The sequence below is a fragment of the Chitinophaga barathri genome, assembly GCF_003807585.1.
Taxonomy (GTDB): Bacteria; Bacteroidota; Bacteroidia; order Chitinophagales; family Chitinophagaceae; genus Chitinophaga; species Chitinophaga barathri.
Genome location: NZ_RMBX01000012.1, coordinates 36,899 through 62,350, shown reverse-complemented (window position 1 = coordinate 62,350; position 25,452 = coordinate 36,899). Strand labels below are relative to the sequence as shown.

General features: G+C 52.2%; 22 protein-coding genes. 4 read left to right on the top strand and 18 right to left on the bottom strand.

Annotated elements, in window-relative coordinates; all coding sequences use genetic code 11:
• Nucleotides 1-295: 295 nt before the first annotated feature.
• From EG028_RS20680 to EG028_RS20650, 7 genes are all read right to left on the bottom strand, one after another.
• A complete protein-coding gene (locus EG028_RS20680; RefSeq protein ID WP_123864741.1) occupies nucleotides 296-1,108 on the bottom strand; it encodes a hypothetical protein in 813 nt (270 codons plus the stop codon).
• A 252-nt stretch (nucleotides 1,109-1,360) separates the two neighbouring features.
• Nucleotides 1,361-1,621: a hypothetical protein gene (locus tag EG028_RS20675; RefSeq protein ID WP_123864740.1), complete on the bottom strand. Its 261-nt coding sequence runs from the start codon at nucleotides 1,619-1,621 to the stop codon at nucleotides 1,361-1,363.
• A gap of 560 nt (nucleotides 1,622-2,181) precedes the next feature.
• Nucleotides 2,182-3,444: a beta-ketoacyl-ACP synthase II gene (fabF, locus tag EG028_RS20670; RefSeq protein ID WP_120518239.1), complete on the bottom strand. Its 1,263-nt coding sequence runs from the start codon at nucleotides 3,442-3,444 to the stop codon at nucleotides 2,182-2,184.
• Between the two features lie 124 nt (nucleotides 3,445-3,568).
• Nucleotides 3,569-5,053 (bottom strand): MBOAT family O-acyltransferase, encoded by a 1,485-nt coding sequence (locus EG028_RS20665; RefSeq protein WP_120518238.1) that lies wholly within the window; start codon nucleotides 5,051-5,053, stop codon nucleotides 3,569-3,571.
• A gap of 3 nt (nucleotides 5,054-5,056) precedes the next feature.
• Entirely contained in the window at nucleotides 5,057-6,268 is a 1,212-nt protein-coding gene (locus EG028_RS20660; protein ID WP_120518237.1) for a GDSL-type esterase/lipase family protein, read from the bottom strand.
• Nucleotides 6,243-7,607 carry an SGNH/GDSL hydrolase family protein gene (locus EG028_RS20655; protein WP_120518236.1) on the bottom strand — a complete coding sequence of 455 codons (1,365 nt, stop codon included), beginning with the start codon at nucleotides 7,605-7,607 and terminating at the stop codon, nucleotides 6,243-6,245. The genes EG028_RS20660 and EG028_RS20655 overlap by 26 nt, the downstream gene beginning before the upstream one ends.
• A 69-nt stretch (nucleotides 7,608-7,676) precedes the next feature.
• The gene (locus tag EG028_RS20650; RefSeq protein WP_120518235.1) at nucleotides 7,677-8,186 is read right to left on the bottom strand and encodes a glucosaminidase domain-containing protein; all 510 of its coding nucleotides are present in this window, start codon (nucleotides 8,184-8,186) and stop codon (nucleotides 7,677-7,679) included.
• Between the two features lie 215 nt (nucleotides 8,187-8,401).
• On the opposite strand from EG028_RS20650, the gene parS reads away from it, so the two are divergent.
• Both parS and EG028_RS20640 read left to right on the top strand, forming a co-directional pair.
• Nucleotides 8,402-8,911 (top strand): type II RES/Xre toxin-antitoxin system antitoxin, encoded by a 510-nt coding sequence (gene parS, locus EG028_RS20645; protein WP_120518234.1) that lies wholly within the window; start codon nucleotides 8,402-8,404, stop codon nucleotides 8,909-8,911.
• A 3-nt stretch (nucleotides 8,912-8,914) separates the two neighbouring features.
• The gene (locus EG028_RS20640) at nucleotides 8,915-9,373 is read left to right on the top strand and encodes an RES family NAD+ phosphorylase (protein WP_120518233.1); all 459 of its coding nucleotides are present in this window, start codon (nucleotides 8,915-8,917) and stop codon (nucleotides 9,371-9,373) included.
• Between the two features lie 362 nt (nucleotides 9,374-9,735).
• Here the strand turns inward: EG028_RS20640 and aspS are convergent, their stop codons facing one another.
• The 8 genes from aspS to EG028_RS28130 form a co-directional block, all read right to left on the bottom strand.
• The gene (gene aspS, locus EG028_RS20635) at nucleotides 9,736-11,484 is read right to left on the bottom strand and encodes an aspartate--tRNA ligase (RefSeq protein ID WP_120518232.1); all 1,749 of its coding nucleotides are present in this window, start codon (nucleotides 11,482-11,484) and stop codon (nucleotides 9,736-9,738) included.
• A 61-nt stretch (nucleotides 11,485-11,545) separates the two neighbouring features.
• Nucleotides 11,546-12,592, bottom strand: coding sequence for an NAD(P)/FAD-dependent oxidoreductase (locus EG028_RS20630; RefSeq protein ID WP_162946590.1), 1,047 nt, complete (start codon nucleotides 12,590-12,592; stop codon nucleotides 11,546-11,548).
• Between the two features lie 138 nt (nucleotides 12,593-12,730).
• Nucleotides 12,731-13,612, bottom strand: coding sequence for a succinate--CoA ligase subunit alpha (sucD, locus tag EG028_RS20625; RefSeq protein ID WP_120518230.1), 882 nt, complete (start codon nucleotides 13,610-13,612; stop codon nucleotides 12,731-12,733).
• 97 nt (nucleotides 13,613-13,709) lie between these two features.
• On the bottom strand, nucleotides 13,710-14,522 hold the full coding sequence (locus EG028_RS20620; RefSeq protein WP_120518229.1) for an ABC transporter ATP-binding protein: 813 nt from the start codon (nucleotides 14,520-14,522) through the stop codon (nucleotides 13,710-13,712).
• A gap of 20 nt (nucleotides 14,523-14,542) precedes the next feature.
• Nucleotides 14,543-15,286, bottom strand: a complete 744-nt coding sequence (locus tag EG028_RS20615) for an MlaE family ABC transporter permease (RefSeq protein WP_120518228.1) — start codon at nucleotides 15,284-15,286, stop codon at nucleotides 14,543-14,545.
• Nucleotides 15,287-15,326: 40 nt separating this feature from the next.
• Nucleotides 15,327-16,358: a hypothetical protein gene (locus EG028_RS20610; RefSeq protein WP_120518227.1), complete on the bottom strand. Its 1,032-nt coding sequence runs from the start codon at nucleotides 16,356-16,358 to the stop codon at nucleotides 15,327-15,329.
• Between the two features lie 90 nt (nucleotides 16,359-16,448).
• The gene (locus EG028_RS20605; RefSeq protein ID WP_120518226.1) at nucleotides 16,449-16,901 is read right to left on the bottom strand and encodes a DUF2059 domain-containing protein; all 453 of its coding nucleotides are present in this window, start codon (nucleotides 16,899-16,901) and stop codon (nucleotides 16,449-16,451) included.
• Between the two features lie 88 nt (nucleotides 16,902-16,989).
• On the bottom strand, nucleotides 16,990-19,296 hold the full coding sequence (locus EG028_RS28130; protein ID WP_120518225.1) for an NADP-dependent malic enzyme: 2,307 nt from the start codon (nucleotides 19,294-19,296) through the stop codon (nucleotides 16,990-16,992).
• 115 nt (nucleotides 19,297-19,411) lie between these two features.
• On the opposite strand from EG028_RS28130, the gene EG028_RS20595 reads away from it, so the two are divergent.
• Nucleotides 19,412-19,861, top strand: a complete 450-nt coding sequence (locus tag EG028_RS20595; protein WP_120518224.1) for a DUF4293 domain-containing protein — start codon at nucleotides 19,412-19,414, stop codon at nucleotides 19,859-19,861.
• Between the two features lie 55 nt (nucleotides 19,862-19,916).
• Here EG028_RS20595 and EG028_RS20590 read toward each other — a convergent pair whose 3' ends face one another.
• Both EG028_RS20590 and uvrA read right to left on the bottom strand, forming a co-directional pair.
• Nucleotides 19,917-20,651 carry a sulfite exporter TauE/SafE family protein gene (locus EG028_RS20590; protein WP_120518418.1) on the bottom strand — a complete coding sequence of 245 codons (735 nt, stop codon included), beginning with the start codon at nucleotides 20,649-20,651 and terminating at the stop codon, nucleotides 19,917-19,919.
• Nucleotides 20,652-20,757: 106 nt separating this feature from the next.
• Entirely contained in the window at nucleotides 20,758-23,562 is a 2,805-nt protein-coding gene (uvrA, locus tag EG028_RS20585; RefSeq protein ID WP_120518223.1) for an excinuclease ABC subunit UvrA, read from the bottom strand.
• 294 nt (nucleotides 23,563-23,856) lie between these two features.
• Here uvrA and EG028_RS20580 point away from each other — a divergent pair, with 294 nt between their 5' ends.
• Nucleotides 23,857-24,438, top strand: a complete 582-nt coding sequence (locus EG028_RS20580; protein ID WP_174235434.1) for an RNA polymerase sigma factor — start codon at nucleotides 23,857-23,859, stop codon at nucleotides 24,436-24,438.
• 52 nt (nucleotides 24,439-24,490) lie between these two features.
• On the opposite strand, the gene EG028_RS20575 is transcribed toward EG028_RS20580, so the two are convergent.
• Nucleotides 24,491-25,420, bottom strand: coding sequence for a DMT family transporter (locus EG028_RS20575; RefSeq protein WP_120518221.1), 930 nt, complete (start codon nucleotides 25,418-25,420; stop codon nucleotides 24,491-24,493).
• Between the last annotated feature and the right edge of the window lie 32 nt (nucleotides 25,421-25,452).

Sequence of the window (25,452 nt, the reverse complement as noted above, 5' to 3'; positions counted from 1 at the left end):
AGCTGCCGGGGCGGGTTGTATTGTAGTTTTTTTGCTTTGTTTTGCCATATAGTTCCCGAACACGAAATTCAAAGTACTAAACTACGTATTTGTGGGTTCAATGAAAAATAAAAACGGGCCGGGAAAACCGGAATGACAGCAAAATCGCAGCAGAAAGGCATACATTGAATATTATCTTTTTTAGAATACGTATTATCCTGTGATTGTATTAAAGGGAGTTCGGAAATCTCCACTCAAATGGTACTGTCAGGGGCAAAAATGCCCCTGACCAGGTTCACGATTGCAATGGCAGTATTTATTTACGCGGAGGCGTTTTCTGACAACTCCAGGTTAACGCAAAGGTACCGTCCCCCTCGTAACTTACCAGCCGCTGGCCGCTGAACACATGATTGCTGTAGGCAAAGGAAGCTGTTTGGTAGTCACCTATCCATGATCTTGAAGTCAGGCGCAGGTTACGGGGCATCAGGTCAATATGGCCGAGGTATTCCAGCATTGTCAGCGGGTTCATCCGTCTTTCCCTGACTTCCGCATACGTCACGGTTCCTTTCTCCACAGGCCTGGCATAGTCATACGTATACTCGAACGCAAGATCTCCCGCGGCGGATATTTTCAACAGGTTACCCCGCTGGTCATAACTGAAATTTTGGGCGCTTCCCAAATCTCCTTCAATCGACTCATACCTGCTCAGGCGGCCCTGTGCATTGTAAAAATAGCGGGACGATACCGGTACGCCGGGAAGGTGCATTGTTTCCGCAAAAAAAGATTGTACCGGGCGGCCGCATTCGTCCAGCTTCACTGCCAGTACCGTATCCTGCGTCACAACATCTGTCAGGTAAAGTTTCCTGCCCTGGTAATGCACATCCAGTACTCCCTCATAAATAGCGCCGGCTACACTTCTTTCATAATATTCAAGTTTCACGGGCACATTCATGTAATTCCTCTGCACGTAACAAAAGGGCAGGCTCTCGTTCGTCTTTACAATAGATGCTACCGGGCATTGCGGTACAGGAGGGCAATGCCAGCCCGGGGAAGGATATTTTTTACAGGATGCCAGGGCAAACAAAACTACAGGTAACAATAAAAGTTTGATGGGATTAATCCATTTCATAACAGGGAGTTTAATAGTGAATACGTACCGCGTTATAAGGAACCGGCAATTCAGGAAAACAATATGTGTAGGTGTAGTTAAAAGGGGTGTGGGGTTAATAGAGGACAAAAATAGCGCATCCGGAACACATGGCACAAAAAAAATAGGAACAGCATCAAAAACGGAGCGCGGGCCGGTAAAATCAACAGCCCAATCCCTCATTTTTAAATATCAGGAGCAGAAGGACCACTCTTCCGCTCCTGTTTTAATAGGTTATCTGTTATCGACCTGTGGTAATTTCTGCACTTGCAGGGACTGGCCATACCGTATCAGGTTCCCGTTCCAGGTGCCGCTTTGCTGCGTCACGCTGCCGCCGGAAGGCGGCGGGCAAAGGATCAGTACAGAATCCGGGTCCAGGTTTTCCAGGAAATTGTACTTGATCGGTTTTACTAATTCATGCTGGGTTTGACAGGATACGGTTAACATAACAACTGCGGCTGCGGTCAGCCGGAGAACGTTTTTCAAATGTTTCATTTTTGACATGAGGGGTTTAAAAGATTAAAGAAAAATGGACTAACAAATGGCTTCTTCAAGCCGGGTTTAACAAACGAATCATTATACATCTATTATGGAGCATACTCACCCATATGCACACGCTTGCAAAGACTGCATGTAAAAGACGCCTGATGCTGCCGAAAAAAGGATATCGTAATGATGAAAATGTCTTCTGCAAAAGGATATCATGAGCATGGAAAATCGTATCCTGCAAAAGTACATCAGGCCCGGAAAAGGCATTACATCCTGCTGAACAGCCAAACACAAACGGCCTGTGAACATGCGCGCAAACGCTTGCCAGGTAAGGCATTCACAAACATCTGCAAATATGTGCTGAATAAAAAACGGTGAGTACGCGGGTACACTAACAAACAAATTAAAACATCATTTCAGAATTAAGGTTAACGGACGTAAAATTAGCAAATGTTTTCATTCGCCGGGTACAAAAACCGGGATATTTGATTTGATAATATGTAAAAATATAAAGGGGTGGAAGTTTTAAATTCCCACCCCTTTTTAGTGTCGTATAAACGTATTTTTTATCCCTGGAATTTCGCGAACGCTGCAATCGCATTGTGCCCGCCAAAACCAAAGGTATTGCTCAGCGCAACATTGATCGTACGCTTCTGCGCCTCTCCCAGCGTGAGGTTCAGCCCCGCGGGGATATCTTCGCCCAGCTCAGTGGTGTTGATGGTCGGCGGTACGATATCTTCCTGCACGGCTTTGATACAGGCAATCGCTTCTATCGCGCCGGCAGCTCCCAGCAGGTGGCCTGTCATGGATTTGGTAGCGCTGATATTCAGCTTGGATGCATGATCGCCGAAGAGGGTTTTGATCGCTTTCAGTTCGCTGATATCTCCCAGCGGTGTAGAGGTCGCGTGTGCGTTGATATAATCCACATCGGTGAGGGAAAGACCTGCATCCGCCAGCGCTTCTTTCATACCCAGCTGCGCGCCCACGCCTTCGGGGTGAGTGGCGGTAAGGTGATATGCGTCGCAGCTCATCGCGCCGCCTACCATTTCTCCGTAGATAGTGGCACCGCGTGCAATGGCATGATCGTAATCTTCCAGGATAACGGCGCCCGCGCCTTCGCCCATTACAAAACCATCACGGTCTTTATCGAAGGGGCGTGAAGCATGCAAAGCATCGTCGTTGCGGGTGGAAAGCGCCTTGAGGGCATTAAAACCTGCTATACCCGCACGGGTGATCGGGCCTTCGGAACCGCCGGCAATGATCATATTGGCCTTGCCGAGGCGGATATAGTTGAAAGCGTCTACCAGCGCACTGTTGGACGATGCGCAGGCGGATACTGTACAGTAATTTATGCCCATCAGGCCATATTTAATGGCGATCTGACCGGCCGCAATGTCTGAGATGAGCCTCGGTATAAAGAAAGGGCTGAACTTCGGTACAAAGTTCGCCTGGGTGAACTCCACGATCTGGTCCTCGAACGTCTGCATACCGCCGTTGCCGGATGCCCAGATCACGCCAAACTTGCTGCGGTCTATCTTCTCCAGGTCCACCCCGCAGTTCTGGATCGCTTCCTGCGCTACCACCATGGCGTATTGCGTGAAAGTATCCATCTTGCGGGCTTCCTTCTTTTCTATAAACGCTTCTATATCCAGTCCCTTCAGTTCACAGGCAAATTTCGTTTTGAATTCCGTGGTGTCGAACTTCGTTATCGGGCCCGCACCACTCTTGCCGGCTTTCAGATTATTCCAGAACGTGTTCACATCATTACCGATCGGTGTGATAGCTCCCATTCCGGTTATCACGACTCTCCTCAGTGTAACAGTACGCATAAGTTTTACTTTAAAGACAAAAGTTAGGACGCAAAGGTAGTCACTTATTATCAGGTTTGTGCATACGCATGTAAAAAAATCTGCATACACTTCAGATTTTAAATGTGCTCAGTATGAAAAACCCTTAAAACTGCAAGTAGATCGGGATCATCGGCTCCAGTGTCTTTACCTCGTTCAGGAACCAGATAAACAGGATCATTACGGCCACGGACGCCCAGACGGGCATTACCTGGAGCCTGCCCTCCAGCTTCTTTTCCGCCACCTCGGGCAGGAAATGCAGGAAATAACCAGTAGCCATCAGCGTGAACACCTGGGGATAGGCATTCAGCAGCTGCGGCAGCAGGTGGCCCTGGAACTCAAAAACGACCTGGTGCAGCAGCGCCCAGGCGCCGCTGAAGTGCTCCATCCTGAAAAAGATCCAGCAGAAACAAACCAGGTGGAAAGTGAACAGTACCCCGCCGGCTTTCCAGAGACGCGCCCGCAAAGGCGTACTCCGCATCCAGGTACGGGTTTTCTGCCATTGTATCCATATTTTATCTATCCCCAGCGCCCCGCCGTGTACGCCGCCCCAGAAGATAAAATTCCAGCTGGCCCCATGCCAGAAGCCGCCGATCAGCATGGTCAGGAACAGGTTGACATATTGCCGGAACGTGCCCTTGCGGTTGCCCCCCAGCGGGATATAGATGTAATCCTTCAGCCAGGACGATAAAGAAATATGCCACCTCCGCCAGAATTCGGTAATGGAACTGCTCTGGTAGGGTTTATTGAAGTTGGGCGGCAGCTTAAAGCCCACCCAGCGGGCAATACCAATGGCCATATCGGAATAACCGGAGAAATCGCAGTAGATCACCAGCGCATAGGCATACACGCCAAACAGGCACTCCAGGCCGGAGTAACGCCCAGGGTCGTCAAAAATATACTGGACAAAATTCTGGTTGATAAAATCGCTGAGCACCACTTTTTTGAACAGTCCGCTGATGATCAGGAACATCCCTTTCCCCACATCTTCCATATTCAGCACATACGCCTGCCTGATCTGCGGGATAAAGTCCGCCGCCCGCACGATCGGGCCCATCATCAGTTTCGGGAAAAAGGACAGGAAAAAAAGATAGTCCATGAACTTGTCCACCGGTTTGATCTCTTTCCGGTACACGTCCACGGTATAACTCAGGTTCTCGAAAGTGTAAAAGGAAATACCGATGGGCAGGATCAGGTTCACCGGGCTGATGTTGCCCGCCGTCACATCGTTGACGATCTGTATAAAGAAGTTCGTGTATTTGAAATAACACAACATCCCCACATTGATCACCACGCTGAACCATAGCAGCCGTTTGCGGATGATGTCCTTTTGTTCGGTATGGATGCGGTTGCTGATGTAAAAATCCACGATGGCGGAAAGGATCACCAGCAGTACATATTCGTTGCAGGCTTTATAGAAAAAATAAAGGGAAAACAGTGTGAACACCCATACCCTGGCCCTTTCGTTCTTACGCGCCAGCTGGTAACAAAACAGGAAGGTGGCGAAGAAATACAGGAAAAATGCGCTGTTAAAGAGGATCAATTCCTCTTTGTTATAGAGCAACAGCGATTTCAGGTTTTCAAAAGACATGGGTTATGGTTTGCTTTTTTGTTTGTTCCATTGTTGAAAAGAATCCAGGACGGCTTCGGCCAGCAGCTGCCCTTGCAGGTTGTAGCCGTAGGCGTTAAAATGCACGTGGTCCCCGCTCCAGGCGCGGGCAAACCGTTTGTCCGCCTTCATCGCCTCGTACAGGTCCCAGTACGCCCATCCGTTCTCGTCGCACAGGGTGATCATGGCATCGCGGAGGGTGGTGGCCTGGGGCACTTTTACATAACTCACGCGGTAATACGTGCGTTTTTTGCCCTTCTTTTTATACGGCACCTGCCGTTTTTTCATCATCCCCGATGGCGGGGTGGTAAAAATAAAACGCGCTTCCGGCGCAAGGCTTTTCATCACCTCCATCATCTTCCCGATCTCCTGCCGAAGCTGCACTGCGGATATTCCTCCAAAGGCTTCGTTCGTACCCAGCGAAATGATCACCAGCGCAGGTTTTAATATTTCCATCTGCGAAGCGGTGATCTTCCCCTCAAACTGGTTGTAGTGGGAGAACTGCGCCCCGTTGATCCCGATAGCATGATACAATATGCCAGGCTTTCCATTCTCCGCCACTGCACCATAAAAGCGGCTGATAGAAGGGAACCTCAGGCTGATGCCGCTCACCACCGAATCCATACACACCTTTACTTCCTTTGCCGCCATCACCGGCTCACCTTCATACACCATAGCCTCACCGGCTGCCGGGTGGTCTTCTCCGGCGTTGGCTTCGGGCAGGCCCTCCCCGCCTTCGTACCACAGCTTCAGGCATTTTACGGGTTTGCCGCTGAAAGTAAGCAGCGACATGCCCTGCTGCCTGCTGATCATGATACCTCCCGGACCAGGCCACTGACCCAGGTTCCGGTCCACCATACGATCACCGTTCCAGCGGAAAAAACTGCTCCAGCGGTAATCATCCGGACCATTGGTGCCTGCAAGGTTATAGGGAAACACCCAGCCTTGGCCCGCATCGCCAAATTCACCCTGCAGCCTGTCCCTCACTGCATTCGGGAAAAATCCCGCCTGCACATGCGAATCGCCGAGGTGAAGGATAGGTATCACTTTCTCTTCTTTTTGCTGCAACAGGCCATAAACCCGGTACAGGCTTGTATCGTTGTACAGGTGATGCCGCTGTGCGAATGCCGCCGTGCAACTCCCTGTGAAAAACCAAAACCATATGAGGCCCTTACATATCCGCCTGCTGATATTCATCCATGATCGCTTTATATAAAAGGGCGCCTACCTTGGAGGCCCCGCGGAAATTGAAGTGCGTGTAATCTTTATTGGCCATGGCCGTATCCACCCAGCGCGTCATAGCCCCTTCGCCGCCCATAGCCGAAAAGAGGTTCCAGTAAGCGATGCTGCGGCTTTCCGCAAACTTGTGCTGCACTTTCATCAACGCTTTTACACCGGGCGCGGTCACGTATTTGCCTTTTTTCTTGTACGCCTTATCCGCCGTACCTACGATCAGGATAGAGGTATGCGGAAAATACCGGCGCAGGGAATCCACCACTTTCACCATCGGTTTTTCGTACCAGTCAAACCGGGTGTTCTCCGGCAGGAAAAGCACGTTGGCACCGTAATGCAGTACAATGAGGTCGTACGGGCGCACGCTCTGCACCTGGTCCCACATGCTGCGGCTGAGCTTGCCCAGCTCTATGCCGCTGATGCCGCGGAAGGAATAATTATCGAGGAAGATGCCGTTCAGGCTTTCGAAACATACGCCATAAAAGAGCGCGGGATTGTTGTTGTTGAATTTGAGGGTGAGGGACCTCTGGGAAGAATCCGTTACGAAGGAATAAGCGTTGATCTTGCCCTTGCCGTTCAGTTCCAGGCTTTTGTTGTTCACCACAATGTTCCGGTGGCCGCTGCCGTAGAGGAGGCTTATTTCTTCAAACTGGTCCAGGCGGTGGTGTTTCACCGGCTGGTAGCGCACCCAGCTTTCGGGCGCGGGCACAAATGCATGGCCGGAAGGGCCCAGCTCAGTGCCGGCCGGCGGGTTGTTGCGGAAATGATAATCCGTCCAGTTAGGGGAAAAGCTGTGGCTGATGGTGGTACGGAAGCCGGATACCACGGAAGTGGCGGGCACAAAACCCACGCCTTCCCCGCCGAAATAAGCCTGGAGGCTGTCCCGCAGGTCCGCCGTGATCAGGTCGCCTTCTATCATCGAGTCCCCGAAATAGGCGATCCGCACTTTTTTGCGCCTGCCGGTCTTCAGCTCTTTCAGCGCGTGCATAAAATATTGCATCCCGGCGCCTTTGTCCCCGGCGTTGAAACCGTAGTCCAGGATCCCGGTGTAAGTGGCAAAGTCTTTAGGAATGTGCATCCCTGCCGAATCCGTCTCAAGGGAATCCGCGCCGGCGGGTATAGCCGCCACCGTTATCGTGTCCCCATCGGGCTGCTGCCTGCGGAGATCGGCCAGGATATCCAGCGGCCGCAGGGTATAACTGCCGAAGGTAATGGTATTGTTGACAAGCGAGATCACGGCAAGGCCGAGCAGGGTGCCCAGCACTATCATAAAAGGATAGGGATGTTTGTTTCCGGATGGCATAGTCGGTATATTCAAAAGCGGAATCGTATACCCGGCCCGGTTATACCCCGCTTAAAATCGGATACAAATCTATTGTTTTGCCAGCTTTAATTCATCATCCAGTTCATATAATTTATACTTCCGGATCATGGATTTTACGCGGCTCACCCACACATTTCCCGCGGAGGAATAATTGGAATGAATCAGCTTCTCCAGCCAGGCGTTATAATCCTCGTTCCCTTTCATGGCGGGGTACCATTTCCTTTTCAGCACCAGCCTCACGAATGAATGATAAGAGGCGGTATCTGTGGCATACTCGCGGTACACGCTGCGGTAAGTTTCACCGCGTTTGGCAAGGTTGTTTTTGCCCACGATCCCGAAGTGATTCCGAAGGAGGCGGGCGTTTTTGCTGGTGCCGCTGCCGGACTCCAGCATAGCGATGCCCAGGATCACACTGGCGGGCACGCCGGTTTCTTTCATGAGGTTAACTGCAACGGGCGAGAATTTCTTAATGTAATTTTTGGGGGCTTTCTGTGCCGGGGCCGCAAGGCTGGTAACCAGGAGACCGCTGAGCAACAGGTTTCTTTTCTTTAAAAACATGCGTAAAAATTAAGTGGACCAATCTGCACAGGTAAGGCGTATTCACCCGGCAATATTACAGCAATATGGATACATATCTTGCAATTGATATGTTAATCGGTTGTAATTTAACCTACAGCAAAGGGTATCCGGCTGGTTTTCAGGAAGAAAGGAGAAGAAAGGAATGTTTTGGAAATAGGTAAAATGCATTGTACCTTTGGGTAAAATTACCCACAATGATCAGGAGACACAACAAACAGGAAACATTGGCCGCCGTCGCGCCGGCCTCGGCTTATACCGCCAGGGGCAACTTTTCCGTGTCCCAGTTCACATGGTACCTGCTGGGAGCGGCGAGTTACATCAAAGTAACGCCCACTTCCACCATAGACGTATTCAGGATACTCCACGAAGGCATCCCCAAAAGCGCGGTGGACCACTTTTCGCAGTTCCTCGATATACCCATGACGCTCATGGCCCCGCTGCTGAACATGTCTTACAAAACCCTCATCCGCAAAAAAGAGGACGAGAAGCTGGAAGACTATGTAAGCAGTCATATGTACGAGATTGCCGGCACTTATGCCATGGCCTTCGGCATCTTCCAGGATGCTGGTAAGGTCACACGCTGGTTCAATAAAGAAAACAAAGCCCTTAATAATCAAAAGCCCTTCGACCTGCTGAACACCCCTACCGGCATCAAACTCGTTACCCAGGTGCTGGGCCGTTTGGAAGAAGGCGTTTATTCCTGATATATGCTGGTGTACCGGATCGTTCAGAACGAAGAAAGAACGCGGGACCTTTCCGGCACGGGCGCCTTTAAGTTTGGCGGCCGCTGGAACAATCCCGGCACGTTTGTATTGTATGCCAGCGAAAACCGCTCCCTGGCCATGCTGGAAACCCTCGTGCACGTAGATGAGTCCGAAATGCCCCCGGATATGTTCATCATGGAGATCGAGGTAAGCGACAAGGCTCCCGTTTACCACTTCCCGGATGATAAACTCCCCGCCGAATGGATGGAAACGGAAAATATAGCGCTGAAAGAAGAAGGGGACGCGCTGATGAAAGACCTGCAATACCTCGCCGTCAAAGTACGCTCGGCTGTGTTGCAGCAGGAATTCAATTACCTCCTCAACCCGCTGTACCCGGATTTTAACAACCTGGTGAAAGTAGTAAAGGTGATACCCATCATCCCGGATATCCGGTTGTTCTAAGTTTCCTGGTACTATTTTACCACTTCTTCTCCTTGCTCTTCCCTTGCTCTATCCTTGCTCTTTCCTTGCTCTATCGTTCGACATGGCTTTAGGTGAATATATCATCACTTTAGATCGGCAGAGGCATTCTACCCGGTCTTTTGCTGCTAACCTTCTTCTAACCGGCCTCATACTGGCCTTATACCGGCGTGTAACCGGCATCGCTTCTCCCTTTTACGGCTTAGTAATACCGCAGTAAAAGCGTTCTCACAGCGTTGAAAAACAGATAAAGCGTTCTAATCACCAGAAAATCACCTCAGCCAACCTGCTTAAACGAAAAGGCCACCCAAACCGGGTGGCCCTTCCTTTTATCTTTTACCTGTTTATTTCAGCAGGTTCAATTTCAGTTCATCCAGCTGCACCTGGTCTATTTCACTCGGTGCATCCAGCATTACGTCGCGGCCGGAGTTATTTTTCGGGAACGCGATGAAGTCGCGGATGGTTTCGCTGCCGCCCAGCAATGAGCAGAAACGATCGAAACCGAAGGCGATACCGCCGTGCGGAGGCGCGCCAAACTCGAATGCGCCCAGCAGGAAGCCGAACTTGTGCGCCGCTTCTTCTTTGGTCATACCGAGGGCGGAGAACATTTTCTCCTGCAGGTCGCGCTGGAAGATACGGATAGAGCCGCCGCCGATCTCGGTGCCGTTCAGCACGATGTCGTAAGCGTTCGCTTTGATCCTGCCGTACTGCGAAGTATCATCCATGAGGTGGATGTGCTCGGGCTTGGGCGCTGTAAAAGGATGGTGACGGGCCACCCAGCGGTTGTCTTCCTCCGCGTATTCGAACAGCGGGAAGTCTATCACCCACAGGGGTTTGTACACATCTTTATTACGATATCCCAGGCGCTCGCCCATTTCAAGACGCAGTTCGCTCATCGCTTTGCGGGTGCGTTCTTCTTTTCCGGCGAGGATCAGGATCAGGTCGCCCGGTTTTGCCTGGCACTGGTCTGCGAACAGTTTCAGGGCCGTTTCGTTGAAGAACTTGTCCACGGAGCTTTTCAGCGAACCGTCCGTATTGTAACGGATATATATCAGGCCGGTCATGCCGATCTGCGGGCGTTTCACCCATTCGGTCAGTTCGTCCAGTTGTTTGCGGGTATATTCGGCGCAGCCGGAAGCATTAATGCCTACCACCAGTTCCGCGTCGTCAAATACTTTAAAACCGTTGCCACGGGCGGTTTCGCCGAGGTCTACCAGTTTCATTTCAAAACGGATGTCCGGCTTGTCGTTGCCATAATATTTCATGGCATCGTCCCAGGTCATGCGGGGGAACGGCTCATGGAATTCTATGCCTTTGATCTCGCGGAATACGTGTTTGGTCATTTCCTCGAAGTTTCCCAGGATATCTTCCTGGTCCACGAAGCTCATTTCACAGTCTATCTGTGTGAACTCGGGCTGGCGGTCTGCGCGCAGGTCCTCGTCGCGGAAACATTTCACGATCTGGTAATAACGGTCGTAGCCGCTTACCATCAGCAGTTGTTTGAATGTTTGCGGGGATTGCGGCAGGGCGTAGAACTGGTTGGGGTTCATACGGCTGGGCACCACGAAGTCGCGCGCGCCTTCCGGCGTGGACTTGATGAGCACCGGCGTTTCGATATCCATAAACCCGCGGCTGTCCAGGAAGTTCCGCACGGAGCGGTTCACCCGGTAGCGGAGGGTAAGGTTTTGTTTTACGATATTGCGGCGCAGGTCGAGGTAACGGTATTTCATGCGCAGCTCGTCCCCGCCATCCGTTTCGTCCTGGATGGTGAAAGGGGGCGTTTTGGAACCGTTCAGCACGGTGAATTCCGAAGCGGTTATTTCGACATCGCCGGTGGGGATATTGGCGTTTTTCGCGGTACGTTCTGTAACGGTACCTTTTACCTGGATGACGAATTCACGGCCCAGGGGCTGCGCGTCCAGCTGTGCGTTGAGCGATTCGCCCAGCAGCAGCTGCGTAATACCGTAGCGGTCGCGGAGGTCAACAAACGTAATACTTCCAAACTTGCGGACGGTCTGCACCCATCCTGCCAGCGTGACCGGCTGGCCTACGTGCTCCATGCGCAATTCTCCACATGTGTGCGATCTGTACATTGTATACTATGCTTTTCTATTGATAAAGGAGGTCAAAGATAAGCACTGGACCTCTGAAAATCTATCTTAAGGCATTAAAATACCGTTTAATATCTATTTCAGGCGGCAGCGGGGTGTTTTCCAGCAGGTTGTCCACAAAGGCTTTAGCGGCCCAGGGAGCCAGGGAACAACCTTTGGAGCCCATCCCGTTGAAGATGCCCACCTGCGGAATACGCGGGTGCAGGCCGGCCATCGGCCGCCTGTCCGGCCCGGAAGGGCGCACTGCGGCAATATGGTCCTTTACCTCAAAGCCGGTGTTCAGCAATTGTTTGAGCTGGTTTTCCAGCGATTCACGGGCGGCTGCGGTGGGCAGTGCGTCCGTATAATCCCAGGAAAAGGTGGCGCCTGCCCAGTAGAGCGCTTCAGCAGGCATACCGGGTGCGTCATCCAAAGGCACGAGCGTGACGCTTTTTTTGATAATGTCCGTGGTAGGAAAGGGTAGTTGTATGATCAGGGCTTCTCCTTTATTGGGTAAAAACTTCAGCTTGCCGAACCATGGGTTCAGCGGGCTTTCCACGCCTTCGCAGAAGATCACGGCCTTTGCCTGTACGTCTTCGTATTCCACCCCGTTTTCCTTCAGCGCCAGCTTCCCCGCATCAAACCGTTCCGCGCGCACTTCGGCGGTCTTTCGCCAGGCGGGCAGCAGGCTGCCAAGCTGTACATTCGCTCCCTTCACGATCCCCGCGCCAAAAGGCTGCTGCAATTCCTCTTTATATCTCAGTTCCGGCGGTTGATGGGAATACGGTGTGGGGCAGGCGGCGAACGCGTCCCGCATCTGCGCGGAAGGCCATACGTTCCAGATATCCCGCTCCCGGAAACAGCTGATCTGCAAAGCCGCTTCCATGGCCCGGTAGGTCTGCTCCGCAAAAGGATAGATGCTGTCGTAGCGCCATGCCACTTCAAACTTCCGGCCAGACACGGGGTTGATGATACCCGCGGCGGTGCGGGAAGCGCTGTGCGGGCGGGCATCGTCATATACCACGACCTGCTGCCCCGCCTGTTGCAGGAACCAGCCGAGCATCGTGCCTGCAATGCCCTGGCCTACCAGTATGTAATCGTACGTTCGCATAAAACCGGTGCAAAGGTAATATTTAAGGCGCCATGCCTGTTGCCGGGCCGCAACCCCGTTCATATCTCTTATCCGCACAAAAAAGCCCCGTAGCTTAAACAGCAACGGGGCTTTTAACTATTTCTGAGCTTCCTGGCCTCAGGCGGGTACGCCTTTCAGCACTTCAGCCATTTTCTTTCCGATGTCCGCCGGGCTGTCCACCACGTGAACGCCACAGGCGCGCATGATCTTCATTTTAGCGGCAGCGGTATCGTCTTCACCACCAACAATTGCACCGGCATGGCCCATACGGCGGCCTGCGGGAGCAGTCTGGCCGGCGATGAAACCTACCACGGGTTTGCGGGGATTTGCCTTGATCCACTCGGCTGCTTCAGCTTCCATGCTGCCGCCGATCTCGCCGATCATGATGATAGCGTCCGTTTCAGGATCGTTCATCAGCAGTTCCACAGCGTCTTTGGTGGGGGTGCCAATGATCGGGTCGCCACCGATACCGATAGCGGTAGATACGCCCAGGCCTGCTTTCACCACCTGGTCCGCAGCTTCGTAAGTGAGGGTACCGGATTTGGATACGATGCCGATACGGCCTTTTTTGAAGATAAAGCCGGGCATGATGCCTACTTTAGCTTCTTCCGCGGTGATCACACCCGGACAGTTCGGGCCGATCAGGCGGGTATTATGATTTAACAGGTAACTCTTGGCTTTCACCATGTCCTGTACGGGGATACCTTCTGTGATACAAACCACCAGCGCGATGCCCGCATCGGCAGCTTCCATGATCGCGTCCGCGGCGAATGCCGGCGGTACGAAAATGATGGATACGTTCGCTCCCGTTGCTTTTACAGCATCGGCCACGGTATTAAATACCGGGCGCTCCAGGTGGCTGCTGCCGCCTTTACCCGGGGTCACGCCACCTACCACGTTGGTGCCGTATTCAATCATTTGTGTGGCGTGGAAAGTACCTTCAGTACCGGTAAATCCCTGCACAATCACTTTACTATGCTTATTTACTAAAACACTCATCGCGCTTGATTTAATTAATTTTTACGTTAAGGTGGGGCAAAAATAACGGATAATGGCTAAAAAGAAAAGGAAAGGCCATTTAGTTGAAGAATATTAACTATTTGTTACCGCCACCCGCCTGTTTGGCTCTCCAGTTCTTGTCCCGGAACATCTCCAGCTTCCGCATCTCCTTGATATCCTGGAAGAACTCGGACGCAAAAATGAAGTCGTTCAGCAGCTTGTCTTCGCTGAAGATGATGTCTTCATTGCTGCCTTCCCACTGCTTCTTGCCCTGGTGCATATAGATGATATGGTCGCCGGATTCCATTACGGTGTTCATATCATGGGTGTTCACCACCGTGGTAATGTTGTATTCCACGGTGATGTCCTTGATGAGTTTATCGATAATGAGGGAGGTCTGGGGGTCCAGGCCGGAATTCGGCTCATCCACAAAAAGATATTTGGGGTTGAGCACGATGGCGCGGGCAATGCCTACACGCTTTTTCATCCCGCCGGAGATCTCGGCGGGAAACTTTTTGTTCGCGTCTTTCAGTTCCACACGGTCCAGGCACTCCTGCATTCTTTTGCGGCGTTCCCTGTAGCTCATGCTGGAGAACATATCCAGGGGGAACATGATGTTCTGCTCCACGGTCATACTGTCAAACAGGGCGGAACCCTGGAACAACATGCCTATTTCCTGGCGGATGGGTTTCTTTTCGTGATCGTCCATGGCGGTAAAATCCTGGCCGTTGTACAGCACAGTGCCGCTATCCACCTTCATCAGGCCCACCATACATTTCATCAGCACCGTTTTGCCGCTGCCGCTCGCGCCGATGATCAGGTTCGTTTTACCCGGCTCCATGTTCGCGGACACGTCTTTTAGTATCTCCTTGTCTCCAAAGCTCTTCCGGATGTTTTTCAGTTCTATCATCTGTTCGTGTCTTGTGTTTTTTAGAGCAACAGTGCAGCCAGTGCGTAGTCAGCAAATAAGATCAGCACACAGCTTACCACCACGGCGGTAGTACTGGCGCGACCAATTTCCAGGGCGCCGCCGGTCACGTTGTAGCCGTAATAAGCGGGAATACTGGAAATGATAAAGGAGTAGGTGTATGCTTTACTCAGGGCGAAAAACACGTTGTACCCGTCAAAAGATTGCCTGAGGCCCTGCATGAATTCTTCGTGGGAAATGATGCCGCTCATCTTGCCGGCTTCCAGCCCCCCGAAGATGCCGAGGAAAGCGGCGATCACCACCAGCCCCGGTATGGTCACCAGGGCGGCTAGTATTTTGGGTCCGATGAGGTATGCTTTTGTATTGATGCCCATGATCTCCTGCGCGTCTATCTGCTCGGAAATGCGCATATTCCCCAGCTCGGAGGCTATTTTGGAGCCTACCACCCCGCCCAGCACGATACATACCATGGTGGGGGCCAGCTCCAGGATCAGGGTGTCCCTCACCACCTGTGCGATGGTGGATTTGGGAATGAAGCCGCTTACCAGCTGGTAAGCTGTTTGTACCGTGGTTACCGCCCCGAGGAACAGGGAGATGATCACCACAATGCCCAGGGAGCCCAACCCTATGTCCACACACTGTTTCATGAATTCCTTCCAATACATCCGCATGTTCTCCGGGCGGGAAAACATTCCTTTCAGCATCAGCAGGTACCTGCCGAAATGGTAAAAAAATCTAAACTCCATAACTAGTCAAAGATACTGGGAAAAACTATTTGAATGTCATTTATCGCAAGCTGCCTACCAGCAGCCGTTTAAGGCTCCGCTCGATAATTTCGCCCATCGTGGTGCAGCGGGCAAATACCGCGTCGTGGTAATGCTGCGCCAGCTCCTCACCCAGTTGTTTTATTTTCCCGGGAAAGGATACACGGTCCGTCATGATCACATCCCGCAGGTCTTTGATCCGGTGGCGCTGTACCTTGATGCGGCGGGCAATGAGCGAGCGCTCCTCCTGCTGGTACTGTTTCACCACCTCGGCGTTCAGGTGTTTCATGGCCAGCTCCACAAATACCCGGTTCTCCTTAAAGAACTGGGGCATGTACAGGGTCTTTTTGCCTTCATAGAACTGCTGGTCGAAGTCTATGGCGCGTATGCGGAACTGCACGTCGTCAAAGTCCGGCGTGATGTCGAAGATAAAATTGTAGGAGCGCATATCCCCCAGCAGCCGCACAAAACAGCGTTCGTTGAATTTCACGAACTCCTTGGCGATACGTTTGGGGTTGAACTCCGGGCGGTCCAGGTAATCTTTGGCGAACTGGTCGCCGGGCACGCCCGCAATGTGTTCTTCCACCAGCGTGTTGCCGTCCACGAGAAAGGTCATCCAGTACGGGCTGAGGATATGCTCCAGCTCCAGGCCGTATATCCGCGACGCATCCGCGATCTTGATGTAGAAATAATCGTACACCTCGTTGTAGTTGTTCACGATCTTGATACGGAAAGGATGGCTGTTGCCAAACGTGCAGTAGTCTATCCGCTCGATGTGCAGGTGCTCTTCCGCCGTCTGGTCCCCGCCGGCCTTCATGATGGAATAGATGCGTTTGAGGCCCGCCTGTATGGGGCCTACCATACTTTGCGGGTACATCACCGATTCCCATAGCGTGTCCTTCCCCTGCTTGTCGTACACGGGGATGCCGTAGTCGTAATACTTCAGCTCTTCGTAGCTGAGCGGCAGGTCCACTTCCCTTTCATACAGCTTCAGGTAGTTCCTGAATGCGGGGTTCAGCGGGAAAAATATCTTCTTGCGGGAGATAGATTGCATCCCGAAATTTACGAATTATCCCTGTTGCCGGGTAAAGAAAAACCACCGGGTTCGCCGGTGGTTTAGATCTGTTTTGTCTCTTCAGACAGCTCATCCCTTTTTTTCAAGGTCAATGCCTTTGGCCTTTAGCCGTTCCACTACCCGCTTGCCAAGCTGTTCACCATATTTCTGGCCAGCGTGATAACATTCCTGGGTGACCAGCGGCAATTGTGCCACCGTCTTTCTGCCCAGCGGCGTTTTGTAGAAGGCGATCAGCCCGTCCACATCCTGCGATGTGAAGTGTTTCTGGTAAATGGGAACCACCAGGTCCACCATTTCATCCACCTTCACTTCTTTCGCAAAATCCTGCCAGAATGTTGAATCCACGTGGGGAAGCATGGTCCTGAACTCACCGATCATGTTGTTCATCATCTGGATACCAAGATTGGCAGCGCCGGTGAGTTGCATTAATTCTTTTACTTTCTCAGGTGTCGGTTCAGTTTGGGAGAAAACAGTCTGCGCACAGAAAATGCAGACAAGCATGGTGCATACTAGTTTTTTCATCTTGTAGGGATATTTGGTTACGGCTAACAAAATACAAACGGCACGGGATATCCGTGCCGTTTGCTTATATTAAATTTCAGTTTAACACTTATTTCTTCTTCCCGCCCTTCGTTTCTGCCTCTTTGCAACATTTCGTTTGTGCATCCACGACAGCTATCAGCACCACGTTCACGATCTGCCTTACGGTAGATCCCAGTTGCAGGATATGCACCGGTTTCTTCATCCCGAGCAGGATCGGGCCGATGGCGTCAAAGCCGGCCACTTCCTGGAGCAGGTTGTAAGCCACGTTGCCGGCGGCCAGGTTCGGGAAAATGAGGGTGTTCACATCTTCGCCGATCAGTTCGGAGAAAGGATAATTGTCTTTCAGTATTTCTTTGTTGAAAGCCATCGCCGCCTGTATCTCGCCGTCCACCGTGAGGGTCGGGTCTTTCTTTTTTACGATCTCACGGGCCTGGCTCATCATCTGCGCCTCGGGCGTCTGGCTGGAGCCGAAGTTTGAATAAGACACCATGGCGATGCGCGGCGTGATGTTGAACTGGCGTACTTCTTTGGCTACCAGCAGCGTGATGTCCGCCAGCTCTTCCGCCGTAGGGTTCAGGTTCACCGTGGTATCCGCGAGGAACAGCGGGCCGCGTTTGGTATTGATGATGTACATCCCGGCCACGCGTTTGGCGCCTTCTTCCATGCCTATTACCTGCAGGGCCGGGCGGATGGTGTCCGGGTATTTGCGGGTAAGGCCGGAGATCAGAGCGTCCGCTTCTCCTGTTTCCACCATCATACAGCCAAAGTAGTTGCGCTCGCGCATGATCTTTTTGGCTTCGTACAGGTTCATGCCCTTGCGCTGGCGTTTCTGGAAAAACAGCTCCCCGAAGTGATGGCGTTTGGCCGCCATTTCTTCGCTTTTCGGGTCAATGATCACTACGTCGTCTATCTCAATGCTGTTCTCCTCCATCAGCTGGCGGATACGTTTTTCATTGCCCAGGAGTATCGGGTGCGCGATGTTTTCATCATTCACCACCTGCGCGGCTTTTAATATCTTGATATTGTCCGCTTCCGCAAACACCACGCGGCGAGGGTCTTTGCGGGCTTTGGAGCCGATCACGCGGAACAGCTGGTTGTCCAGGCCCAGGCGGTGGTTCAGCACCACTTTGTAGGCGTCCCAGTCTGTGATGGGCGCATGCGCTACACCGCTGTCCATGGCGGCTTTCGCCACTGCGGGGGCTACGGTGCTCAGCAGGCGCGGGTCCAGCGGTTTGGGAATAATATAGGTAGGGCCGAATACGAGGTTACGTTCGTTGTAAGCCAGGTTCACAATATCCGGCACGGGCGATTTGGCAAGGTCCGCCAAAGCATGTACGGCGGCGAGTTTCATCGCCTCGTTGATCTGCGTGGCGCGTACGTCCAGCGCGCCGCGGAAGATGTACGGGAAACCCAGTACGTTGTTCACCTGGTTAGGATAATCGGAACGGCCGGTGGCCATGATCACGTCTTTGCGGGAGGTTACGGCTGTTTCATAGGCGATCTCCGGGTCAGGGTTCGCCATGGCGAACACGATCGGGTTTTTAGCCATGCTTTTCACCATTTCAGCCGTAACGACGTTGCCCACTGAAAGACCCACAAACACGTCCGCGCCTTTCAGGGCTTCCGTGAGGGTGGTTGCTTTGGAAGTGGTGGCAAACTCAAGTTTCATCTGGTCCAGGTCCGTACGCTGGCGGTTCAGCACACCGTCTTTATCGAACATGATGAAGTTCTCCGGTTTGGCGCCCAGCGAAGCGTAAAGCCTCACACAAGCCATGGCGGCGGCGCCCGCGCCGTTCACCACGAACTTCACTTTTTCTATTTTCTTTTTCACCAGCTCCAGCGCATTCAGCAAAGCCGCGCTGGAAATGATGGCGGTGCCGTGCTGGTCGTCGTGCATGATGGGGATCTTCAATTCCTTTCTCAGCCGCTCTTCTATCGCAAAACACTCGGGGCTTTTAATATCTTCCAGGTTGATGCCGCCGAAAGTCGGTTCCATGGCTTTCACCACCTGTACAAACTCATCTACGTCCCGCGTATTCAGTTCAATATCAAACACATCGATGTCCGCAAATATTTTGAAAAGTACGCCTTTCCCTTCCATCACCGGTTTGCCTGCTTCGGGGCCAATATCCCCGAGGCCGAGTACGGCGGTGCCGTTGCTTATCACGGCAACGAGGTTACCTTTGGCGGTATATTTATAAACATTTTCAACGTCTGCGGCTATTTCCTTGCATGGTTCCGCCACGCCGGGAGAGTAGGCGAGGGAAAGATCCCACTGGGTTTTGGTGTCTTTCGTAGGTATAACTTCTATCTTGCCGGGCCTGCCCTTCGCATGATAATCGAGGGCATCCTGCTTATTCAGTTTCTTAGCCATATAAGATTGTTATTGGGCGTGCAATATACGAAGTATCGGAGGAACGGGGCCTACTCTGTTCGTGTAGGTTCACAATAATTATTTACTTTTACCCTGTTAAACATTCGCAAATATCATGATACAACGCATTCAAAGCCTGTTTCTGCTGCTTGCCGCCATTGCCGGGGGCGCCATGGGTAGTTTTGATCTCTGGAAAGCCACCCTTACCAGGGGCGCCACCACCGCCGTGGAAACGTTCAATGCCACCTCCAGTTATCTGATATTTACCGTGCTGATGGTGAGCACCATCCTGAGCCTGGTCACCATTTTCCTGTACAAAAAACGCAAGCTCCAGTTCAGGCTCACCGTACTGAACATCCTGCTGGCTATCGGCATACTGGCGCTGATCTATTTTAAAGTACAGGATACCGCCAATGCCCTCCAGTCCTCCGGTGCCATCATTGTGCGGGCAAACTACCTGCTGCCGGCCTTTCTGCCCGTGGTAATGGTCGTATGCCTCTTCCTGGCAGCGCGCGGGATCTACAAAGACGAAAAACTGATCAAAAGCCTGGACCGCCTGAGATAAGCGGCTCCATTAAAAGATATGTAAAAAGGCAAACCGCAGGGTTTGCCTTTTTCTATTACCGGAATGTATCCGCGATCAAAAATATCCCGATCAATATCAGCCCCCAGTAAATGTATTTGAAAAACGAATCGTCCTTTAACTGGTGGTTAAAATAACGCCCCAGGAATATGGCAGGTACTGTTACCGGCAATGAAAACAGGAAGTATTTCCACACTTCGGCATTTAAAAGCCCTTCCCAAAAATATCCGATCACGCCAATAAGACTGGCCGGTAAAAAATATGCCTGCAACGTAGCCCGGAATTGTTTAGCGCCCCATTGCCGCATATTGCCATACACCACGAGCGGCGGCCCGTTTATGCCATAAGCCCCGCCAAAAACGCCCGAGGCGAAGCCGCATATAAAAAGCCAGAACATGTTATCCTTTGGAAGCACGATCTTGCTTTTCCCCAACAACGAATACAGTGAATAAACGATCAGGATAAGCCCCAATCCGATTTTCACAAACAACTCACTCCCGTACATCAATATCACAATCCCCAAAGGAATTCCCGGCAATGCGAACAGGATCAGCCATTTTGCACTGCTTAAGTGGATTTTTTTATGGTCCTGCACTACTACGACCAACGCAATAAAAACCGACAAAAGCACGGAGAGCGGAACGGCGATATTAATCGGCAGAAAGAGGATAAGCAGTGGAACGGCGATCAATGCTTCCCCGAATCCAAAAGTTGATCTTATGATGGTGGCAATAAAGGTTATTGCCAATACACCAATCGTTGTATAATCCATTTGTATCTGATTACCAGCTGCAACATTCCCGTCATCCGGAACATGTTGCAGGCGAAACCAATCGGTAATTCGCCACTGGAATACATGCAATCGTTTAATCAGTTTATCAGAGGAACTTGCCGGTATAACTTTCCTTCACTTTTTTCAACCCCTCCGGCACACCGGCGTACAGCAGTTTCCCGCCACCTTCTCCGCCTTCCGGCCCCAGGTCTATCGCCCAGTCCGCACTGCGGATCACGTCCAGGTTGTGCTCTATCACCAGCACGCTGTGGCCCTGTTCTATCAGGGCGTTGAAACTCGCCAGCAGTTTGCGGATATCGTGGAAGTGAAGCCCGGTAGTGGGCTCATCGAAGATAAAAAGGATATGCCCCTGCGCTTTGCCTTTGCCGAGGAAACTCGCGAGCTTCACACGCTGCGCCTCGCCACCGGAAAGCGTATCAGAGCTTTGGCCCAGCTTCACATAACCCAGGCCCACATCGCTGAGCGGGCGGATCTTTCCTGCCACATCTTTTTCTTCTTTGAAAAACTCGATGGCCTCGTCCACACCCATTTCCAGGATGTCGTAAATGCTTTTGCCCTTATACTGCACCTCCAGCACTTCGTCTTTAAAACGTTTGCCGCCGCAGGTCTCGCAGGTGAGGTGCACGTCCGCGAGGAACTGCATTTCCACGATCACTTCGCCTTCGCCTTTGCAGGTATCGCAGCGCCCGCCGTCTACGTTGAACGAAAAATGTTTGGGCTGGAAGCCGCGCATTTTTGACAGCGGTTGTTTGGAGAACAGGTCGCGGATCTCGTCGTAGGCTTTGATGTAGGTCACCGGGTTGGAACGGGAGCTTTTGCCGATCGGGTTCTGGTCGATCATCTCGATCTGGGTGATGTGGTCCATATCACCTTTCATGAGCCGATGCGTGCCCACACGGTCCGTAAACTCCCCTTTCAGCTTCATCAGCGCGGGATAGAGTATCTGTTTCACGAGGGTGGTCTTGCCTGAGCCGGACACGCCGGTCACTACACAAAGCACGCCCAGCGGGAATTCCACGTCAATATTTTTCAGGTTGTGCTGGCGGCAGCCTTCCAGCGTGATGGAGCGTTTCCATTTGCGGAGGTGCGCCGGCGGCTCTATGCGGAGGTGGCCGCTGAGGTATTTGCCGGTGAGGCTTTTGCCGTCTTTTAATATCTCGGGGTAAGTACCTTCAAAGATCACTTCGCCGCCCAGGTGGCTGGCCAGCGGCCCCATGTCTATGATATAATCCGCCTGTTCCATCAGCTGCTCGTCGTGCTCCACTACCACCACGGTGTTCCCCAGGTCGCGGAGCTCGTGCAATACGCGGATGAGGCGGTGGGTATCGCGGGCGTGCAGGCCGATGCTCGGCTCGTCCAGGATATACAGGGAATTGGTCAGGTTGCTGCCAAGGGTGCGGGTGAGCTGGATACGCTGGCTTTCCCCGCCGCTGAGCGTGTTCGCCACACGGTTCAGGGTAAGGTAGCCAAGACCTACGTCCAGCAGGGTCTTTACGCGGTGGTGCACTTCTATCAGGATCCGTTTGGACACCTGTTGCTGGTATTCGTTCAGTTCCAGGCCGTCAAACCATACTTTCAGTTTCTCCACGGGCATTTCCACGAGGTCCGCAATGCTGGCCTCCCCCACTTTTACATAAAGGGCCTCTTTACGCAGGCGGGCGCCGTTGCAGGTGGGGCATACAGTGCGGCCGCGGTAGCGGGCCTGCAATACGCGGTATTGCACCTTGTACAGGTTCTGCTCCACCATTTTGAAGAATTCGTTCAGGCCGTAAAAGTGCTCGTTGCCCGTCCAGAGCAGCTTTACCTGCTCATCCGTCAGCTCGGAGACGGGTTTGTGGATGGGGAAATTGAACTTCCGGGCGGCTTTCACCAGGGCTTCCTTGTATTCACCCATCTTTTCGCCCCGCCAGGGGGCCACGGCGCCTTCGAACACGCTCAGGCGTTTGTCCGGGATCACCAGGTCCGCGTCTATGCCCAGCACCTGGCCAAAACCTTCACAGGTGGGGCAGGCGCCGTAAGGATTGTTGAAGGAAAAAAGGTTCGGTACAGGCTCTTCAAACTGGATGCCGTCCAGCTCGAAGCGGTTGGAGAAGGTCTGGGCGAGCTTGCCGTCCACTTCCAGGATACAATCTCCTTCGCTTTCGTAAAAGGCGGTCTGGATGGAGTCCGCGATCCGGTGTTTATCATCTTCCTCAAAGTCTTTCACCACGATGCGGTCTATCAGCACATAGGCGGAAGCGGGTATTTTGGGCGATTTTTCCTCCAGCAGCTCTTCGATGCGCACCAGGCCGCCGTCCGTATACAGGCGGGAAAACCCTTTCTGCATCAGGATATTCAGTTCTTCCGGCGCTTTACGGTTCGCGTGCTGGCGGAAAGGCACCAGTATCTGCACTTTGCTGCCATGGGGGAGGCGGCTGATAAAGTCCACCACGTCCGCCACTTCGTGTTTTTTGACCAGCTGGCCCGAAACGGGGGAATACGTTCTGCCGGCGCGGGCAAAAAGCAGGCGCAGGTAGTCGTACAGTTCGGTCATGGAGCCCACGGTGGAGCGGGGGGTACGGGTGATCACCTTCTGTTCGATGGCGATGGCCGGGCAGATGCCCTTGATGTAATCCACGTCCGGCTTGTTCATCCTCATGAGGAACTGGCGGGCGTAGGAGCTGAGGCTTTCCGCGTAGCGGCGCTGGCCTTCGGCATACAGGGTGTCCATGGTGAGGCTGGATTTGCCCGAGCCGCTCACACCGGTCACCACTACGAGTTTATTTCTGGGAATGGATACGCTGACATTCTTGAGATTATGCACCCTGGCACCTTTGATGAAGATATGGTCAGGTGAGCTAACTGGTTCACGTTCAACGGTCACTTCCTTGGATTTTACTTTTGCGCACATAGGATCACAAATTTAAGGATTCGGAGGCAGTATGCCGGTCAAATTCCCCCGGGTAATTTTCCCCAAATCCGGGAGCCCCGATCCCTCGTACATCTTTAGTAGCAAAATTATCCGGCTGGTGTTGTTTTATTCAAACATTCCGTTATATTTGCAATAACCGACATCTTATACCTAGTCCCGGTTGAATATTCATAACTTATAAAATTGTACATTATCGCTTAAACTTTACGCTACTAAAACAACCTACTGACTGTTAAGTCCGTACTATTTACTAACCGCTATTGGTAGACGTATATGCAAGTAATGTACAAAATGAACGACGAACAACTGATCAATCTGTTCAAGAAAGGTCACTCTTCCGCCCTGGAAGAATTGGTGTATCGTCATAAGGACAAACTTTTCACCTCCATCGTATTGCTCGTAAAAGATACTTTTCTTGCCGAAGATATCTTCCAGGATACTTTCATCAAGATTATCGATACCATCCGTGCGGACCGGTATACGGAGAAAGGCAAATTCCTTCCCTGGGCCATGCGCATCGCGCATAACCTGTGCGTGGACCATTTCCGTAAAATCAAACGCACGCCTGTTATTAAAACCGGCGACGATAAAGACATCTTCAACGTACTGAACTTCTCCGAGCCCAGCGCTGAAGAAAAGATGATGACCCGGCAGAGCCACGACAGCGTGCGCCGTATGCTGGATCTGCTTCCCGGCGAACAAAGGGAAGTGATCATCCTGCGTCATTATGCGGAGCTGAGTTTCAAAGAAATTGCCGACCTCACAAATGTGAGCATCAATACTGCATTGGGCCGTATGAGATACGGTCTGATCAATCTCCGGAAGATGATGACGGAGAAGCAGATTTGTTTGTGAGTACCCTTTTTTGCTTTTGCTTGCCAATGAACGGGCGGTGGGATGTTAAAGTCTACCGCTCGTTTTTTATTGCCGTTTCCTTTTCCTTCCCGTTTTTCCCGATCAGCAGCACGCCCGCCAGCACCAGCGCCGTACCGCCCAGCTGAGGCCAGGTAATAGGCTCATCCAGGAAAATATATGCCTGTACAATCGTTGCCACCGGGCCCACGCTCGTGATGATCGCCGTATTGCCGGACCCGATCTTCCGGATGCCTTCACTGGTAAGGAACGTGGGGATCACCGTGGACACGATCGCCATCTGGAAACATAACCAGTACGTATGCCCGGAAAAATGCCGCACCTCGGTGCCGTGTTTCACGAAATACTGTACAAATATGCCGATAGCGGCGAAACACAGGGCATAGGAAGTGAATTTCATAGAGCCTACCCTCGGGATGATCTCCCCGCCGCCCACGATATAAAAAGCATAAGTCACCGCGCAACCCAGTACCAGCAGGCTTCCCGTGATCACGCCGGGGTCCCATTGCTGCTGCACGTCTCCCGCAAAAGCCACTATCATGCCGCCATACGCTATCAGCAAGGCTATCCACTGGATGCGGCTGATCTTTTTACCGAAGCCGATGGCACCGATCAGCAACGCGAACGTGGGGTAAAGGAAAAGGATCAGCCGCTCAAGACCGGCGGTGATATAAGCCAGCCCCATAAAATCCAGCAGGCTGCTGGCATAATAGCCGAGGAAACCGAGTACCGCTATCCAGCTCCACTGGCGGGCGGTGAGCTTCACATTGTCCGCCCGGCGGAAAAGCACGACGGCGGTCACGATGTAAAAAGGCACGGCGAACATCATACGCAGCGCCAGCATGGAAATAGCGTCTATATCTTCCGTGCGGTAAACGAGTTTTACGTAAATGGCCTTGGCGGAGAACATCATAGCGCCGATGAGGGCCATGGCAAAGCCGAGGGCATAATTGGATCTTTTCATGGTTCGGTGCCGCAAAGATCGGGGATTCGGGA

Coding starts and splice junctions, on each gene's coding strand:
- EG028_RS20575 (WP_120518221.1), bottom strand. CDS start 25,420: ATGAAAAGATCCAATTATGCCCTCGGCTTTGCCATGGCCCTCATCGGC.
- EG028_RS20615 (WP_120518228.1), bottom strand. CDS start 15,286: ATGGAGTTTAGATTTTTTTACCATTTCGGCAGGTACCTGCTGATGCTG.
- EG028_RS20590 (WP_120518418.1), bottom strand. CDS start 20,651: ATGGATTATACAACGATTGGTGTATTGGCAATAACCTTTATTGCCACC.
- fabF (WP_120518239.1), bottom strand. CDS start 3,444: ATGCGTACTGTTACACTGAGGAGAGTCGTGATAACCGGAATGGGAGCT.
- EG028_RS20675 (WP_123864740.1), bottom strand. CDS start 1,621: ATGAAACATTTGAAAAACGTTCTCCGGCTGACCGCAGCCGCAGTTGTT.
- EG028_RS20630 (WP_162946590.1), bottom strand. CDS start 12,592: ATGCGAACGTACGATTACATACTGGTAGGCCAGGGCATTGCAGGCACG.
- EG028_RS20595 (WP_120518224.1), top strand. CDS start 19,412: ATGATACAACGCATTCAAAGCCTGTTTCTGCTGCTTGCCGCCATTGCC.
- aspS (WP_120518232.1), bottom strand. CDS start 11,484: ATGTACAGATCGCACACATGTGGAGAATTGCGCATGGAGCACGTAGGC.
- parS (WP_120518234.1), top strand. CDS start 8,402: ATGATCAGGAGACACAACAAACAGGAAACATTGGCCGCCGTCGCGCCG.
- EG028_RS28130 (WP_120518225.1), bottom strand. CDS start 19,296: ATGGCTAAGAAACTGAATAAGCAGGATGCCCTCGATTATCATGCGAAG.
- EG028_RS20665 (WP_120518238.1), bottom strand. CDS start 5,053: ATGTCTTTTGAAAACCTGAAATCGCTGTTGCTCTATAACAAAGAGGAA.
- EG028_RS20655 (WP_120518236.1), bottom strand. CDS start 7,607: ATGCCATCCGGAAACAAACATCCCTATCCTTTTATGATAGTGCTGGGC.
- EG028_RS20640 (WP_120518233.1), top strand. CDS start 8,915: ATGCTGGTGTACCGGATCGTTCAGAACGAAGAAAGAACGCGGGACCTT.
- EG028_RS20620 (WP_120518229.1), bottom strand. CDS start 14,522: ATGATAGAACTGAAAAACATCCGGAAGAGCTTTGGAGACAAGGAGATA.
- sucD (WP_120518230.1), bottom strand. CDS start 13,612: ATGAGTGTTTTAGTAAATAAGCATAGTAAAGTGATTGTGCAGGGATTT.
- EG028_RS20680 (WP_123864741.1), bottom strand. CDS start 1,108: ATGAAATGGATTAATCCCATCAAACTTTTATTGTTACCTGTAGTTTTG.
- uvrA (WP_120518223.1), bottom strand. CDS start 23,562: ATGTGCGCAAAAGTAAAATCCAAGGAAGTGACCGTTGAACGTGAACCA.
- EG028_RS20580 (WP_174235434.1), top strand. CDS start 23,857: ATGCAAGTAATGTACAAAATGAACGACGAACAACTGATCAATCTGTTC.
- EG028_RS20660 (WP_120518237.1), bottom strand. CDS start 6,268: ATGAATATCAGCAGGCGGATATGTAAGGGCCTCATATGGTTTTGGTTT.
- EG028_RS20605 (WP_120518226.1), bottom strand. CDS start 16,901: ATGAAAAAACTAGTATGCACCATGCTTGTCTGCATTTTCTGTGCGCAG.
- EG028_RS20650 (WP_120518235.1), bottom strand. CDS start 8,186: ATGTTTTTAAAGAAAAGAAACCTGTTGCTCAGCGGTCTCCTGGTTACC.
- EG028_RS20610 (WP_120518227.1), bottom strand. CDS start 16,358: ATGCAATCTATCTCCCGCAAGAAGATATTTTTCCCGCTGAACCCCGCA.